The 15,037-nt window shown below is 62.7% G+C and carries 15 protein-coding genes; 7 read left to right on the top strand and 8 right to left on the bottom strand.

What is annotated here, in order from left to right; all coding sequences use genetic code 11:
• Positions 1–153: 153 nt before the first annotated feature.
• Complete coding sequence (locus NLX68_RS08760; RefSeq protein WP_254283670.1) at positions 154–345, bottom strand: hypothetical protein; 192 nt, start codon at positions 343–345, stop codon at positions 154–156.
• A gap of 14 nt (positions 346–359) precedes the next feature.
• The gene (locus NLX68_RS08755; RefSeq protein WP_254283669.1) at positions 360–2,000 is read right to left on the bottom strand and encodes a phospholipase; all 1,641 of its coding nucleotides are present in this window, start codon (positions 1,998–2,000) and stop codon (positions 360–362) included.
• 182 nt (positions 2,001–2,182) lie between these two features.
• Here NLX68_RS08755 and NLX68_RS08750 point away from each other — a divergent pair, with 182 nt between their 5' ends.
• Both NLX68_RS08750 and NLX68_RS08745 read left to right on the top strand, forming a co-directional pair.
• Positions 2,183–3,124: an AEC family transporter gene (locus NLX68_RS08750; protein WP_254283668.1), complete on the top strand. Its 942-nt coding sequence runs from the start codon at positions 2,183–2,185 to the stop codon at positions 3,122–3,124.
• 52 nt (positions 3,125–3,176) lie between these two features.
• Positions 3,177–4,550 (top strand): amino acid permease, encoded by a 1,374-nt coding sequence (locus tag NLX68_RS08745; RefSeq protein ID WP_254283667.1) that lies wholly within the window; start codon positions 3,177–3,179, stop codon positions 4,548–4,550.
• A gap of 22 nt (positions 4,551–4,572) precedes the next feature.
• Here the strand turns inward: NLX68_RS08745 and NLX68_RS08740 are convergent, their stop codons facing one another.
• The 6 genes from NLX68_RS08740 to gatC all read right to left on the bottom strand — a co-directional run bounded on the left by NLX68_RS08740 (position 4,573) and on the right by gatC (position 9,788).
• The gene (locus NLX68_RS08740; RefSeq protein ID WP_010223409.1) at positions 4,573–4,950 is read right to left on the bottom strand and encodes a carboxymuconolactone decarboxylase family protein; all 378 of its coding nucleotides are present in this window, start codon (positions 4,948–4,950) and stop codon (positions 4,573–4,575) included.
• Positions 4,951–4,960: 10 nt separating this feature from the next.
• Positions 4,961–6,004, bottom strand: a complete 1,044-nt coding sequence (locus NLX68_RS08735; protein WP_254283709.1) for a calcium/sodium antiporter — start codon at positions 6,002–6,004, stop codon at positions 4,961–4,963.
• 62 nt (positions 6,005–6,066) lie between these two features.
• Positions 6,067–6,441, bottom strand: coding sequence for a septal ring lytic transglycosylase RlpA family protein (locus NLX68_RS08730; RefSeq protein WP_254283666.1), 375 nt, complete (start codon positions 6,439–6,441; stop codon positions 6,067–6,069).
• Positions 6,442–6,575: 134 nt separating this feature from the next.
• Positions 6,576–8,021: an Asp-tRNA(Asn)/Glu-tRNA(Gln) amidotransferase subunit GatB gene (gene gatB / locus NLX68_RS08725; protein WP_254283665.1), complete on the bottom strand. Its 1,446-nt coding sequence runs from the start codon at positions 8,019–8,021 to the stop codon at positions 6,576–6,578.
• Positions 8,022–8,032: 11 nt separating this feature from the next.
• Positions 8,033–9,484 (bottom strand): Asp-tRNA(Asn)/Glu-tRNA(Gln) amidotransferase subunit GatA, encoded by a 1,452-nt coding sequence (gene gatA, locus NLX68_RS08720; protein ID WP_254283664.1) that lies wholly within the window; start codon positions 9,482–9,484, stop codon positions 8,033–8,035.
• A gap of 16 nt (positions 9,485–9,500) precedes the next feature.
• Positions 9,501–9,788 (bottom strand): Asp-tRNA(Asn)/Glu-tRNA(Gln) amidotransferase subunit GatC, encoded by a 288-nt coding sequence (gene gatC, locus NLX68_RS08715; RefSeq protein ID WP_010223404.1) that lies wholly within the window; start codon positions 9,786–9,788, stop codon positions 9,501–9,503.
• 202 nt (positions 9,789–9,990) lie between these two features.
• Between gatC and mreB the strand changes: the two genes are divergently transcribed.
• From mreB to rng, 5 genes are all read left to right on the top strand, one after another.
• Positions 9,991–11,028 (top strand): rod shape-determining protein MreB, encoded by a 1,038-nt coding sequence (gene mreB / locus NLX68_RS08710; protein ID WP_008371426.1) that lies wholly within the window; start codon positions 9,991–9,993, stop codon positions 11,026–11,028.
• A 143-nt stretch (positions 11,029–11,171) separates the two neighbouring features.
• Complete coding sequence (mreC, locus tag NLX68_RS08705) at positions 11,172–12,290, top strand: rod shape-determining protein MreC (protein ID WP_367949528.1); 1,119 nt, start codon at positions 11,172–11,174, stop codon at positions 12,288–12,290.
• A complete protein-coding gene (gene mreD, locus NLX68_RS08700; RefSeq protein WP_254283663.1) occupies positions 12,290–12,778 on the top strand; it encodes a rod shape-determining protein MreD in 489 nt (162 codons plus the stop codon). Before mreC ends, mreD begins: the two co-directional genes overlap by 1 nt.
• A gap of 36 nt (positions 12,779–12,814) precedes the next feature.
• A complete protein-coding gene (locus tag NLX68_RS08695; RefSeq protein ID WP_254283662.1) occupies positions 12,815–13,417 on the top strand; it encodes a nucleoside triphosphate pyrophosphatase in 603 nt (200 codons plus the stop codon).
• Positions 13,418–13,497: 80 nt separating this feature from the next.
• On the top strand, positions 13,498–14,955 hold the full coding sequence (gene rng, locus NLX68_RS08690; RefSeq protein ID WP_254283660.1) for a ribonuclease G: 1,458 nt from the start codon (positions 13,498–13,500) through the stop codon (positions 14,953–14,955).
• Positions 14,956–15,037 lie beyond the last annotated feature (82 nt).

Genomic DNA, 15,037 nt, shown 5'->3' with positions numbered 1-15,037 from the left:
AGCACCAAACTAAGGCAATTCGATGCGGGGCGGTTATATCTTCCTATATGTATGAAGGTAGGGGAGGGTAGAGAAGAAGTAGAGCATAACACTGAAGGCTGTCAGCCAAATCCTTCAGTGTTAACGTCTCTGGTTGTGTCGAAGGTGCCAGGCTTACATGGCTTTTATGATGCTGCGGTCAATCCGTACGGCCAACTGCCCAGAGGCCTTGTTGGCATTGAATGTGGCCTGGCCGTTTTCGGCGATTACCGCCCGGCCGATCACCACGCCATCGCGCAGCAGTTCCAGGGGGACATCCTTGAGTGACTGGCCCGACGCCAGTTCAATGTTCAGGGTAATGCTCATGAGTGATTTCCTTATCACGGGTGTTGATCGATGTAGGTCGTGGTGCCCGCATCCAGCGAGGCGATCAGTTCCGGCGAGCCACCGCGGAACTGGCGAAACAGGTTGCGCGAAACTGACTTGCCGGAGGTGTCCACCGGCACCGTCAAGGTCGGCTGGAAGCGCTCGGTCAGTTCGGCATAGTCGCTCCACGGGCCGATGTACGATTCATTCAGGCCGTTGACCACACTGACCGCATACCGCACGGCATGGCCGGGCAGCCAGTTCGGCAGGCTCGGTACTTGGGTCTGCCAGCCGTCGGCGCGCACGCTCGGTGCACCGGCAGGGGCCTGGAGGTAGCCGGCGGGTGTGTTCGGGGTGTAGTCCTTGAGCAGCAGGTAAGTGCTCCAGCCCCACCAGTTGTCGATCTGCGCCGGGTCATTGAGGTTGTTGACGTCGGCGCGGCGCATCAGTTTGCCGTTGCGCAGGGCGAACAGCGGCGCGAAGTTGCCCGGCACTTGCCCCTCTACCGCGGCCTGCAGGTCGGCGGCGATGCGCAGGGCGCCATAGGCTGTCGGCGCGGGCAGATTACCGCTGTCGAACGCCTGGAAGATCTCATCGGCAGACTTCTGCACCGCCAGGCCCACCTGCTTGCGGTTGGCCACATCGATGCTGTCGAAGTAGCGCTTGTCGCCATAGCCACGCCAGGTATCGCCCTGGGCGTTGCGCAGCACCAGGCCGTACTTGCTGTCTTCATCGTGCATGAAGCGCGAGATCAGCGAGCCGAGGTCGGCCGGGGTGACGTTGTCCTTGATGGCCTTGCGCGGCACCCGCACATGGCCGGCCGAGAACAGGTCAGTGAGGAAGTGGTCAGCGAAGGCGTTCATCGCATAGGCCAGCTCCAGCTGCCCGTCATCGCCGCTGGCCCGTGCTTTCACGGCTTGGCGCAGAGCGGCGGTGTGGCCGGCGATATAGGCCAGCAGCGCCCATTCGCCAAAGTGGTCCCAGTTGCTCGCAGCCAGTTTCAGGTAGCGGCCAAGTGGGAACATCGGCGAGACGAAGCTGCCACCTCCGGTGATCTTGTTCCATTCTTCCGAGAGGGTGTCGCCCAACTGATCGTAAGCTTCGTGGGGCTGGCGACCGTCTTTGATCGCCTGGTTGGCAGCGGCGATTTCCCGTTGCATGACCGCGAGGATCTTGCCGGCTTCTTCCCGGGAGGCGGGAAGCACGGCCAGCGAATCAAAGGCGGCGGCAAAGCGCTGGACGCGTTCTTCAGCATTGGCGCCATCGGCAATCGGCCGCTCGGGAACGCCATAGAAGTCGCCGCCCAGGGCAACGATCTGGCCATAGCTGAGGGTCAGGCCGTTGGGCAGGTGCAGGGCGACTTTCCAGGCGGGGATCGGCGCGCTGTCCTGGCTGAAGCGCAGCAGGGTGTTGTCGCCGATGGCGGTGTGTTCACCCCCTTCGAAGCGCAGCACCGGCTTGCCGCTGGTTGGCGGTTTGGCGGGCAGGCCAAGGCGGTGGTACTTGATCGTGTGGTGACCATCGAGCACCAGCACGATACGGGTATCGGGGCCGGGGATCTTGATACCGTCGACACTGAACAGGGCATCGAGGTCGGCGACCACGGTGGTGGCGAGCGCCTTTTGGGCGTGCAGTCCGGTTTGCATACCTGACATATTCAACTCCTTTGAGATGTCATGGATTTCCGTAAACAACTGTATGTATGTACAGTTGTTTGGATCATATCCAATCTGCTTCCTACGTCAACAATTCTTTTTTCTTACGTCAGAATGCGATTCATCAACTTGCGGCTGACGTATCATTAGCCCCCTAACGACAGCCATCGGGACCACCCTGCATGCTCGCCCTTTTTATCCAGACGCTGAACATCACGGCGCCGGTGTTCGCCATGCTGTTCATGGGCGTGCTGCTCAAGCGCATCAAGGCCATCAACGATGGCTTCATCCACACCGCGTCGTCGCTGGTGTTCAACGTCTGTATGCCGGCGCTGCTGTTTCTCGGGATTTATCACGCTGACCTGACGGCGGCGGTCAAACCCGGGTTGCTGGTGTTTTTCGTGGTCGCCACGCTGGGCAGTTTTTCCCTGGCCTGGGGCTTTGCCCTGTGGCGCTGCCCGCGCGAGGATCGCGGCATCTACACCCAGGGCGGCTTTCGCGGCAATAACGGGGTCATTGGCCTGGCCCTGGCAGCGAGTATGTATGGCGATTACGGCATCTCGCTGGGGGCGATCCTCGCCGGCCTGGTGATTCTGTTGTACAACTCGCTGTCATCGGTGGTGCTGGCGGTGTACAGCCCGAGCATGAAGTCCGACCCCTGGAGCATCTTCAAGAGTATCCTGCGCAACCCGCTGATCATCAGCGTATTGCTGGCTACGCCCATGGCCTACGGGCAAGTGCCGCTGCCAAACTGGTTGCTGACCTCCGGCGATTACCTGGCGCAGATGACCCTGCCGCTGGCGTTGATCTGCATCGGCGGTACCCTGTCGCTGGCTTCGTTGCGTGAAAGCGGCGGCCTGGCGGTCAGCGCCAGCCTGGTGAAGATGATCTGGCTGCCGGTGATCGGTACCCTGGCTGCCTGGCTTTGCGGCTTTCGCGGGGCGGAACTGGGCATCCTGTTCCTGTACATCGGTAGCCCGACCGCCGCCGCCAGTTATGTCATGGCGCGGGCGGCCAATGGTAACCATGAACTGGCCGCCTCGATCATCGTGATTACCACGCTGATGGCCGCCATAACCACGAATATCGGCATTTTCCTCTTGCAGTGGGGCGGCTGGATCTAGATTCTGTGCCGACAATAAAGCCAACACTGCCTTCCACCTTCAAGGACACTTCATGCAAGAACAGATCCCCCCAGAGCGATTACAGCGCGGGTTGAAAAATCGCCATATCCAGTTGATTGCCCTGGGTGGCGCCATCGGTACCGGCCTGTTTCTCGGCATTGCCCAGACCATCCAGATGGCCGGCCCGGCCGTGCTGCTGGGTTACGCGATTGCCGGCCTGATGGCGTTCTTCATCATGCGCCAGTTGGGCGAGATGGTGGTCGACGAGCCGGTTGCCGGCAGCTTCAGCCACTTTGCCCACCGCTACTGGAACGAGTTCGCCGGTTTCGTCTCTGGCTGGAACTACTGGGTGGTCTATGTACTGGTCGGCATGGCCGAGCTGACAGCGGTAGGCATCTATGTGCAGTACTGGTGGCCGGACTTTCCGACCTGGGCCACGGCGGCGATCTTCTTCGTGGCGATCAACCTGATCAACCTCACCCAGGTGAAGGTCTATGGCGAGATGGAGTTCTGGTTCGCCCTGGTCAAGGTGATCGCCATCGTCAGCATGATCGGTTTTGGCGCCTGGCTGCTGGCCAGTGGTAACGGCGGGCCGGATGCCAGCGTGGCCAACCTCTGGCAGTACGGCGGCTTCTTCCCCAACGGCTTCACCGGCTTGCTGATGGCCATGGCGGTGATCATGTTCTCGTTCGGCGGCCTGGAGCTGGTCGGTATCACCGCCGCCGAAGCCGACGATCCGCGCCACAGCATTCCGCGCGCCACCAATCAGGTGGTCTATCGCATCCTGATTTTCTACATCGGTGCACTGGCGGTACTGCTGTCGTTGTATCCGTGGCAGAAGGTAGTGCAGGGCGGCAGCCCGTTCGTGATGATCTTCCACAACCTGGACAGCAACCTGGTGGCGACCATCCTCAACGTGGTGGTATTGACCGCCGCGCTGTCGGTGTACAACAGCTGCGTGTACTGCAACAGCCGCATGCTGTTTGGCCTGGCCAGCCAGGGTGACGCGCCGCGGGCCCTGCTCAAGGTCAACCGCCGTGGCGTACCGCTGACCGCCCTGGGCGTTTCTGCCCTGGCCACCGGCCTGTGCGTGCTGATCAACTACCTGATGCCGGGCGAGGCCTTCGGCCTGTTGATGGCCCTGGCGGTCTCGGCGCTGGTGATCAACTGGGCCAGCATCAGCATCACCCACCTGAAGTTCCGCCGCGCCAAGCAGGCGTCGGGCGAGTCGACCTTCTACAAGAGCTGGGGGCATCCGCTGACCAACTACCTGTGCCTGGCGTTCATCGGCCTGATTCTGGTGGTGATGTACCTGACCCCGCCGATCCGCATTTCGGTCATGTTGATCCCGGCCTGGATCGCCACCCTGGGCGTGGCCTTCTGGCTGAAGAAAAAGGGCCAGAAGGCCCCAGTCGTCAGCAACTGACGGCCTTGGCGCAAGTGATCGTTCAGCCCTGCTGGTAGCTGTCGATCACTTCCTGGGCGGCGCGGAAGGCATCGATGGCTGCCGGGACACCGGCATACACCGCGCAGTGCAGCAGCGCCTCACGAATCTCCTCGACCGTACAACCGTTGTTCAAGGCGCCGCGCACGTGGCCCTTGAGCTCTTGCGGGCACTTGAGTGCGGTGAGGGCGGCGAGGGTGATCAGGCTGCGGGTTTTCAAGGGCAGGCCTTCGCGGCTCCAGACACTGCCCCAGGCATGCTCATTGACGAAGTCCTGCAGCGGCTGGGTGAAGTCGGTGGCGTTGTTCAGTGCGCGATCGACGAAGGCATCACCCATGACCTGGCGGCGAACCTGTTCGCCGGTTTTGTTGTTGTCGCCCATGTTGTTTTCCTTAGTGTTGGCGGCGCCAGGCACGCAGGGTGGTGTACAGCAGCAACGCCCCCAGTGCTGGCAATGCGTAGAACAGCATCAGTTTTTCAAGTCGGTTGGCCAGTGGCATGCCGGTGGTGAAGGCCACCACGTGCAGACCATAAGCCAGGTACAGGCAGAGGAACACCAGACCTTCGGCGCGCGTCACCCGGTAGCCGGAGTAGAACACCGGCAGGGCCAGCACCGCGACCCCGAGCATCACCGGCAGGTCGAAGGCCAGGGCGTTGGGTGAGATCGACAAGGGCTCGGGGGCGACCAGCGCGGTCAGGCCGAGCACCGCCAGCAGGTTGAACAGGTTGCTGCCGATGACATTGCCCACGGCGATTTCGCGCTCGCCGCGCAGGGCGGCGATCAGCGAAGTGGCCAGCTCCGGTAGCGAGGTACAGACGGCGACCACGGTCAGGCCGATGACCCGTTCCGACAGGCCCAGGTCCTGAGCGACCTCCACCGCCGCCTCCAGCAGCAGATGACCGGCCATGCTCAGCAGGCCAAGCCCGGCCAGCATCAGCAGCACGCTCCCCAGCCAGAAACGGCCGCCACGTTGCGGGCGTGGGCCGGGGGCCGGGTAGGTGCGGGCATGATGACGGGACTGGTGCCAGAGCATCGCCAGGTAGCCGAACAGGCCGCACAGCAATAGTGCGCCTTCCAGCCGGCCCAGCAGTTCGTTGAAGGCCAGCAGATACACCGCCAGGCTGGCGGCGATCATCAGCGGGATATCCAGGCGTACCAGTTGCCGGGAGACCCGCAACGGAATGATCAGCGCGGCCAGGCCCAGGGTCACCAGGATGTTGAAGATATTACTGCCGATCACGCTGCCGACGGCCACGTCGGGCGCGCCGGTGTAGGCGGCCTGCAGGCTGACGGTCAATTGCGGCGCGCTGCTGCCGAATGCCACCAGGCTCAGGCCGATGATCAGCGGCCGTACTTGCAGGCTGGCGGCCAGGCGCAGGGCGGCGCGTACCAGCAGCTCGGCGCCGGCGATCAGCAACAGCAGGCCGATGCTCAGTTGCAGCAGGCTGAAGGTGGGTAAAGCGGCCAGGTCGAAAATGGTCGTGCTCCGGGGGCAGGTCAGTCGCTGAGACTTTGTACCCGTACGCGCGCGGTTCCGCTACGGATCATCCCGAGTTTTTCCGCGGCAGCGCGTGACAGGTCGATCAGCCGGCCGCGGGTATGCGGGCCGCGGTCGTTGATGCGGACCACGACGCTGCGATCGTTGTTCAGGTTGGTGACCTTGACCCGCGAGCCAAACGGCAGGCTGCGGTGGGCGGCGGTCATGCCGTGTTGATTGAAGGGCTCGCCACTGGCGGTACGTTTGCCATGGTGACGGGAGCCGTAATAGGAGGCGGTACCGGACTGGTCGTAACCGCGCGGGTCAATATCGTGGCTGGCGCAGCCGGCCAGCAGGGTGAAGAGCGCGAGTGCGCTGAGGGGACGCCACATCAAATCAGTTGCTCCGAGGTGAAGTGATCACCTGTGGGAGCCGGCGTTGCCGGCGATGGGCTGCTCGGCAGCCCCAGAAACTGGCAAGGCTTCGCCTTGCATCGCCGGCAACGCCGGCTCCCACAGGGTAATGCGAATTACCCTTCGAGCTTGCTCTTGAGCAGTTGGTTCACTTGCTGCGGGTTGGCCTTGCCCTTGGAGGCTTTCATGGCCTGGCCGACGAAGAAGCCGAACATCTTGCCGCGCTTGGCTTCATCAGCGGCGCGGTACTGCTCGACCTGCTCGGCATTGGCTGCCAGGACTTCGTCCAGGACCTTCTCGATCGCACCGCTGTCGGTGACCTGTTTCAGGCCCTCGGCTTCGATGATCTGGTCGGCATCGCCGTCACCGGCAGCCATCTTCTCGAACACTACCTTGGCGATCTTGCCGCTGATGGTGTTGTCGAGGATGCGCTTGAGCATGCCGCCCAGGTGCTCGGCACTGACCGGCGACTGGTCGATTTCCAGGCCCAGTTTGTTGAGCAGGCTGCCCAGCTCGACCATGACCCAGTTGGCGGCAAGCTTGGCATCGCCGCACACGCCGACCACCTGTTCGAAGTAGTCGGCCTGCTCACGGCTGGTCGCCAGCACGTTGGCGTCGTAGACCGACAGGCCGAACTGGCTCTGGAAGCGCTCGCGCTTTTGCGGTGGCAACTCCGGCAGGGTGGCGCGGGTGGCTTCGAGGAAGGCGTTCTCGATGACCACCGGCAGCAGGTCCGGGTCGGGGAAGTAACGGTAATCGTTGGCTTCCTCCTTGCTGCGCATGGAGCGGGTCTCGTCCTTGTTCGGGTCGTACAGGCGGGTTTCCTGGATGACCTTGCCGCCGTCTTCGATCAGCTCGATCTGGCGTTGCGCTTCGGTGTTGATGGCGCGCTCGATGAAGCGGAACGAGTTGACGTTCTTGATCTCGCAGCGGGTCCCGAACTCGGCCTGGCCCTTGGGGCGTACCGAGACGTTGCAGTCGCAACGCAGCGAGCCTTCGGCCATGTTGCCGTCGCAGATGCCCAGGTAGCGCACCAGGGCATGGATGGCCTTGACGTAGGCGACCGCCTCTTTGGCGCTGCGCAGGTCGGGTTCCGAGACGATCTCCAGCAGCGGCGTGCCGGCGCGGTTGAGGTCGATGCCGGTGGAGCCGCTGAAGTCTTCGTGCAGGCTCTTGCCGGCGTCTTCTTCAAGGTGCGCCCGGGTGATGCCGATGCGCTTGACCGTGCCATCTTCGAGGGCGATGTCCAGGTGGCCCTTGCCGACGATCGGCAGCTCCATCTGGCTGATCTGATAACCCTTGGGCAGGTCGGGGTAGAAGTAGTTCTTGCGCGCGAACACGTTGTGCTGGCCGATTTCGGCATCGATGGCCAGGCCGAACATGCAGGCCATGCGCACCGCTTCCTGGTTCAGCACCGGCAGTACGCCGGGCATCCCCAGGTCGATCAGGCTGGCCTGGGTGTTCGGCTCGGAGCCGAAAGTGGTGGCGCTGCCGGAGAAAATCTTCGACTGGGTGGCGAGCTGGGTGTGAATCTCCAGCCCGATGACAACTTCCCATTGCATGTGGTGGTCCCTCAGAAGCCGTTAGGTGCGCGAGTGTGCCAGTCAGTCACTTGCTGGTAGCGGTGTGCGACGTTGAGCAGGCGGCCTTCGTGGAAATACGGCGCGAGCAACTGCACGCCAACCGGCAGACCATCGACGAAACCGGCCGGCATCGACAGGCCTGGCAGGCCGGCGAGGTTGGCGGTGATGGTGTAGACGTCTTCCAGGTATTCAGCGACCGGGTCGTTGTTCTTGGCGCCGATCTTCCAGGCCAGGTTTGGCGTGGTCGGGCCGAGAATCACGTCGACATCGTTGAAGGCCGCCATGAAGTCGTTCTTGATCAGGCGGCGGATTTTCTGCGCCTGCAGGTAGTAGGCATCATAGTAACCGGCCGACAGGGCGTAGGCACCGACCATGATCCGGCGCTGCACTTCGGCACCGAAGCCTTCGCCACGGGAGCGCTTGTACAGGTCGGTGAGGTCAACCGGGTTCTCGCAGCGGTAGCCGAAACGCACGCCATCGAAACGCGACAGGTTGGACGAGGCTTCAGCCGGGGCGATCACGTAGTAGGCCGGAATCGCGTGCTGCATGTTCGGCAGGCTGATTTCCTTGACCACGGCGCCGAGTTTTTCCAGCTCCTTGACGCTGGCCTGGACCAGGTCGGCGATGCGCGGGTCGAGGCCGGCGCCGAAGTATTCCTTCGGCAGACCGATGCGCAGGCCTTCGAGCGAGGCATTGAGGCTGGCGCTGTAGTCCGGCACCGGTTCATCGATGCTGGTGGAGTCCTTCGCGTCGAAACCGGCCATGCCTTGCAGCAGCAGCGCGCAGTCTTCGGCGGTGCGGGCCAGCGGGCCACCCTGGTCGAGGCTCGATGCGTAGGCAATCATGCCCCAGCGCGAAACGCGGCCGTAGGTCGGTTTCAGGCCAGTCAGGCTGGTCAATGCCGCCGGCTGGCGGATCGAGCCGCCGGTGTCGGTGGCGGTGGCGGCGGGCAGCAGGCGCGCGGCGACCGCAGCTGCCGAACCACCGGAGGAACCGCCAGGCACGTGCTCGAAATTCCACGGGTTTTTCACCGGGCCGTAGTAGCTGCTCTCGTTGGCCGAACCCATGGCGAATTCGTCCATGTTGGTCTTGCCCAGCGTCACGGTACCGGCTTCGGCCAGCTTGCTGACCACGGTGGCGTCATACGGCGCCTTGAAGTTGTCGAGCATCTTCGAGCCGCAGCTGGTGCGGATGCCCTGGGTGCAGAACAGGTCCTTGTGGCCGATCGGCGCGCCCAGCAGGGCACCGCTCTCGCCGGCAGCGCGACGGGCGTCGGCAGCACGGGCCTGGCTGATGGCCAGTTCGTCGGTGACACTGATGAAGCTGTTGATTTGCGGATTGAGCTGGTGGATCCGCGCCAGCAGGGCACGGGTCAGCTCTTCGGAAGAAAACTTCTTGTCGGCGAGTCCGCGGGCGATCTCGGCCAGGGTCAATTGATGCATGGCAGGCTCTATTCCCTTACTCGATGACTTTCGGAACCAGGTACAGGCCGTTTTCCGTCGCCGGGGCGATGGCCTGGTAGCTGTCACGGTGGTTACTTTCTGTTACCACATCGGCGCGCAGGCGCTGAGTGGCTTCCAGTGGGTGGGCCAGTGGCTCGATGCCAGTGGTGTCGACTGCTTGCATCTGGTCGACCAGTCCCAGAATACTGTTCAGGGCATCGGTAGTGCGTGGCAGATCGCTTTCATTCAGGCCAAGTCGGGCCAGATGAGCGATCTTTTCCACGTCGCAGCGTTCAAGCGCCATGGGGATCTCCTGGGGAAACAAAAACGGATTTGGTCCGCGATGAGGAACATGCTGGCAGTATTACGGTCATAAGGCCGCGATCATGTGCAGGCTTGCTCGGAAAAACCACCAATTTAACATATTGGTGCCTTGCCCAAAATCCCCGCCGTTGTTAGAGTTTGCCGCACTTTTTTACCCACGCGTTGCCTAGGGTCACTTTCCCATGTTCAAGAAACTGCGTGGCATGTTTTCCAGCGATCTTTCCATCGACCTGGGAACTGCCAACACCCTTATTTACGTGCGTGAGCGCGGTATCGTCCTGAATGAGCCATCGGTTGTGGCCATTCGTACTCACGGCAACCAGAAAAGTGTCGTCGCTGTCGGTACTGAAGCCAAGCGCATGCTGGGCCGTACGCCTGGCAACATTGCTGCCATTCGTCCGATGAAAGACGGCGTGATCGCCGATTTCAGCGTTTGCGAGAAAATGCTGCAGTACTTCATCAACAAGGTTCATGAAAACAGCTTCCTGCAGCCAAGCCCGCGGGTGCTGATCTGCGTGCCGTGCAAATCGACCCAGGTCGAGCGTCGGGCCATTCGTGAATCGGCGCTGGGCGCCGGTGCCCGTGAAGTATTCCTGATCGAAGAGCCGATGGCCGCCGCTATCGGTGCCGGTCTGCCGGTTGAAGAGGCCCGTGGTTCGATGGTCGTCGATATTGGTGGTGGTACCACTGAAATCGCGCTGATCTCCCTCAATGGTGTGGTGTATGCCGAGTCCGTACGGGTCGGTGGCGACCGTTTCGACGAAGCCATCGTCACCTACGTGCGTCGCAACTACGGCAGCCTGATCGGTGAATCCACCGCTGAGCGCATCAAGCAGGAAATCGGTACTGCCTATCCGGGCGGCGAAGTCCGTGAAGTCGATGTCCGCGGCCGCAACCTGGCCGAGGGCGTGCCACGTGCCTTCACCCTGAACTCCAACGAAGTGCTTGAAGCCCTGCAGGAGTCCCTGGCGACCATCGTCCAGGCGGTCAAGAGCGCCCTGGAGCAATCGCCGCCGGAGCTGGCTTCGGACATCGCCGAGCGTGGCCTGGTGCTGACCGGTGGTGGTGCCCTGCTGCGTGACCTCGACAAACTCCTGGCCCAGGAAACCGGCCTGCCGGTGATCGTCGCCGAAGACCCGCTGACCTGCGTGGCGCGCGGTGGTGGCCGTGCCCTGGAAATGATGGACAAACACACCATGGACCTGCTCTCCAGCGAATAAGCTGGAACCTGCAGTTCACGCCGCCCGGTTTACAGGTAGTGCTCACAGTGCTACCTGTATGTGCTGGGCTGACGTCCGTGTGGGCGTCATTTTCCGTCAATCCGCAAGCAGGCCGGTGCGTTGCCGTATGAATGACCTCTTGAATCGTCGTCCACGAGGAGCGGCCCATTAAACCGCTTTTCGCCAAGGGCCCTTCGCTGGGCGTACGCCTGCTCGTGCTGGTTGTGCTGTCGATCACCCTGATGGTGGTCGATGCGCGCTTTACCCTGCTCAAGCCTCTGCGCAGTCAGATGGGCTTGGCGCTGATGCCGTCCTACCTGATTACCGATCTGCCTCAGCGCGTGTGGCAGGGGGTTGCCAGCCAGTTTGGCAGCCGTACCGAACTCGCTGCCGAGAACGAGAAACTCAAGACCGAAGCCTTGCTGCTGCAAGGGCGCCTGCAGAAGCTGGCAGCCCTGACCGAACAGAACGTGCGCCTGCGCGAATTGCTCAACTCTTCGGCGCTGGTCAACGAGAAGGTTGAAGTCGCCGAGTTGATCGGCGTCGACCCTAATCCCTTTACCCACCGGATCCTGATCAACAAGGGCGAGCGCGATGGCGTGGTCCTCGGTCAGCCGGTGCTCGACGCGCGTGGCCTGATGGGCCAGGTGGTCGAACTGATGCCCTACACCTCGCGGGTACTGCTGCTGACCGACACCACCCACAGCATTCCGGTGCAGGTCAACCGTAATGGCCTGCGGGCGATTGCCAGCGGTACCGGTAACCCCGAGCGCCTTGAGCTGCGCCACGTTGCCGACACCGCCGACATCAAGGAAGGCGACCTGTTGGTCAGCTCGGGCCTGGGTCAGCGCTTCCCGGCCGGTTACCCGGTGGCCACGGTCAAGGAAGTGATTCACGACTCCGGCCAGCCGTTTGCGATTGTCCGGGCAATCCCGACCGCTGCACTGAACCGCAGCCGCTACCTGCTGCTGGTGTTCACCGACAGCCGTTCGCCCGAGCAACGTGCCAGTGATGCGGCGATTGCCCAGGAACAGGCGGATCGCCAGGGCCTGCCAGCTTCGGCGGCTGCTGCGCCTGCCACGGCCCCGGCAGCACCTGCTGCGGCTACACCGGCAGCGACTGCTTCGACGCCAGCAGCACCAGCACCAGTGCCTGCCGCCCCCGGCGCACCGGCAACCAGTGCCCACCCGCCCGCCACGGCAGCCCCCGCAGCGCCTGCTGCAACGCCGGGCGCGCCCGTCATTTCCCGGGAGAGACACTGATGGTAAGCACCCGTAGCCGTAATGGCTGGGTCGTCTGGCTGACGTTTCTGCTCGGCATGCTGCTCAGCGTGTCGCCGATGCCGCCCTTCGCCGAAGTGTTCCGGCCAATGTGGCTGGCACTGCTGCTGGCATTCTGGACCCTGGCCCTGCCGCACCGGGTCGGCATGACCACTGCGTTCGTCCTGGGCCTGGCCGAGGACGTACTGTACGGCACACTATTGGGCCAAAATGCTCTGGTGCTGACCCTGATCACCTTCCTGGTGCTGTCGTTGCAACAGCGCCTGCGGATGTTCCCGATGTGGCAGCAGAGCCTGGTGATCCTGGTGATCTTCGGCCTGGCCCAATTGATCCAGCTGTGGCTCAGCGCCCTGACCGGCAACCGCCTGCCGACCCTGGCGCTGATCTGGTCGGCGGTCATCAGCGCCTTGCTCTGGCCATGGATCAGCTATGGCCTGCGTGGTTTGCGCCGGCGCTTGAGCATCAACTGAGCACTCACATCCCGACGCTGACAGGGAGACGTCAAGATGACCCCGCTGTACCTGGCCTCTGGTTCGCCACGCCGCCGTGAGTTGCTGACCCAGATCGGTGTTCCCTTTACTGCGCTCAGTGCGCAGATCGACGAGACCCCGCTGGCCGCCGAAGAGGCCGAGGCGTATGTCGAGCGTCTGGCGCGGGAGAAAGCCTGCGCTGGCCTGGCGTCACTGTCCCAGGGCAACGAACGCCAGGTCGCGGTGCTTGGCGCCGATACCGCCGTGGTGCTCGAAGGTCGAATTCTCGGTAAACCGCAACACCGCGAAGATGCCCTGGCAATGCTGGCAGCTCTTTCCGGGCGCGAGCACCAGGTGCTGACCGCGGTTGCCGTGGCCGATCATCAACGCTGCCTGAGTGTCAGTGTCACTAGCCGCGTGCTGTTTCGCCCTATCAGCGTCGAGGAGGCCGAGGCCTACTGGGCCAGCGGCGAGCCGGTCGACAAGGCGGGCGGCTATGCCATACAGGGCCTGGGTGCCGTTTTCGTACAGCGCCTTGAAGGCAGCTATTCGGCGGTGGTCGGTCTGCCGCTGAACGAAACCGCTGGACTGCTTGGCCAATTCGGCATCCCCTGCTGGCAGCGCCTGCCGGCCCGTTGAGCGAGGATAAGCCAGAACTGCCCTAGCCAGTCGCCAACGAGCGATCCATCATTACTGAAGTCATTTGACGAGAGCCTGCCATGAGTGAAGAGATTCTGATCAACATCACACCGATGGAATCACGCGTGGCGGTGGTGGAAAACGGTGTACTGCAGGAGGTGCATGTCGAGCGCACCCAGCGCCGCGGCATCGTCGGCAACATCTACAAAGGCAAGGTGGTGCGGGTGCTGCCGGGTATGCAGGCGGCGTTCGTCGACATCGGCCTGGACCGCGCGGCGTTCATCCATGCGTCGGAAATCTCCCAGCGCGAAGGTTCGTCGGTCGAGAGCATCAGCGCCCTGGTGCATGAGGGCCAGAGCCTGGTGGTGCAGGTGACCAAGGACCCGATTGGCTCCAAAGGCGCGCGCCTGACGACCCAGCTGTCGATCCCGTCCCGTTACCTGGTGTACATGCCGCGCACCAGCCATGTCGGCATTTCCCTGAAGATCGAAGACGAAGCCGAGCGTGAGCGCCTCAAGCAGGTGGTTACCGACTGCATCGCCCAGGAGAACATCCAGGACGCCGGCGGTTTCATCCTGCGTACCGCCGCCGAAGGTGCCGGCGCCGATGAGATCCTCATGGACATCCGCTACCTGCGCAGGCTTTGGGAGCAGATCGGCACTCAGATCAAGACCGTCGGCGCGCCGACCGAAATCTATGAAGACCTGGGCTTGGCCTTGCGCACCCTGCGCGACCTGGTCAACCCGAAGATCGAGAAGATTCGCATCGACTCGCGGGAAACCTTCCAGAAAACCACGCAGTTCGTCGCCGAACTGATGCCGGAGATCGCCGATCGCCTGGAGCATTACCCGGGCGAGCGACCGATCTTCGACCTCTACGGCGTCGAAGACGAAATCCAGCGTGCCCTGGACCGTAAGGTGCCGCTCAAGTCCGGCGGCTACCTGGTGGTCGACCCGGCCGAGGCGATGACCACCATCGACGTCAATACCGGGGCCTTCGTCGGCCACCGCAACCTCGAAGAAACCATCTTCAAGACCAACCTTGAGGCGGCCACCGCCATTGCCCGGCAACTGCGCCTGCGCAACATCGGCGGGATCATCATCATCGACTTCATCGACATGGAAGATGAAGAGCACCAGCGCCAGGTGCTACGCACCCTGGAAAAACAGCTGGAGCGCGACCACGCCAAGACCAACATCATCGGCATCACCGAACTGGGCCTGGTCCAGATGACCCGCAAGCGCACCCGCGAAAGCCTCGAGCAGGTGCTGTGCGAACCCTGCTACTGCTGCCAGGGGCGCGGCAAGCTGAAAACCCCCGAGACAGTCTGTTACGAGATTTTCCGCGAGATCCTTCGCGAAGCCCGTGCGTATCAGGCCGAAGGCTATAGAGTGCTGGCCAACCAGAAGGTGGTAGACCGCTTGCTGGACGAAGAGTCGGGCAATGTTGCCGAGCTTGAAGCCTTCATCGGTCGAACCATTCGCTTCCAGGTCGAGTCCATGTATTCCCAGGAACAATACGATGTGGTGCTCCTCTGACTCGTTCTGAACAACATTGCGCCGTGCGTCGGCTGGCAAAGCGCCGGGTTGCGGTCATAGTTAAGCCACGATCTGGAGGGCC

Source organism: Pseudomonas sp. SBB6 (assembly GCF_024213215.1).
GTDB classification, from domain to species: Bacteria; Pseudomonadota; Gammaproteobacteria; order Pseudomonadales; family Pseudomonadaceae; genus Aquipseudomonas; species Aquipseudomonas donghuensis.
Note: the sequence above shows the minus strand (reverse complement) of the source record. Positions and strands in the feature narration are given on the sequence as shown.

Coding starts and splice junctions, on each gene's coding strand:
- NLX68_RS08760 (WP_254283670.1), bottom strand. CDS start 345: ATGAGCATTACCCTGAACATTGAACTGGCGTCGGGCCAGTCACTCAAG.
- NLX68_RS08755 (WP_254283669.1), bottom strand. CDS start 2,000: ATGTCAGGTATGCAAACCGGACTGCACGCCCAAAAGGCGCTCGCCACC.
- NLX68_RS08750 (WP_254283668.1), top strand. CDS start 2,183: ATGCTCGCCCTTTTTATCCAGACGCTGAACATCACGGCGCCGGTGTTC.
- NLX68_RS08745 (WP_254283667.1), top strand. CDS start 3,177: ATGCAAGAACAGATCCCCCCAGAGCGATTACAGCGCGGGTTGAAAAAT.
- NLX68_RS08740 (WP_010223409.1), bottom strand. CDS start 4,950: ATGGGCGACAACAACAAAACCGGCGAACAGGTTCGCCGCCAGGTCATG.
- gatB (WP_254283665.1), bottom strand. CDS start 8,021: ATGCAATGGGAAGTTGTCATCGGGCTGGAGATTCACACCCAGCTCGCC.
- gatA (WP_254283664.1), bottom strand. CDS start 9,484: ATGCATCAATTGACCCTGGCCGAGATCGCCCGCGGACTCGCCGACAAG.
- gatC (WP_010223404.1), bottom strand. CDS start 9,788: ATGGCGCTTGAACGCTGCGACGTGGAAAAGATCGCTCATCTGGCCCGA.
- mreB (WP_008371426.1), top strand. CDS start 9,991: ATGTTCAAGAAACTGCGTGGCATGTTTTCCAGCGATCTTTCCATCGAC.
- mreD (WP_254283663.1), top strand. CDS start 12,290: ATGGTAAGCACCCGTAGCCGTAATGGCTGGGTCGTCTGGCTGACGTTT.
- NLX68_RS08695 (WP_254283662.1), top strand. CDS start 12,815: ATGACCCCGCTGTACCTGGCCTCTGGTTCGCCACGCCGCCGTGAGTTG.
- rng (WP_254283660.1), top strand. CDS start 13,498: ATGAGTGAAGAGATTCTGATCAACATCACACCGATGGAATCACGCGTG.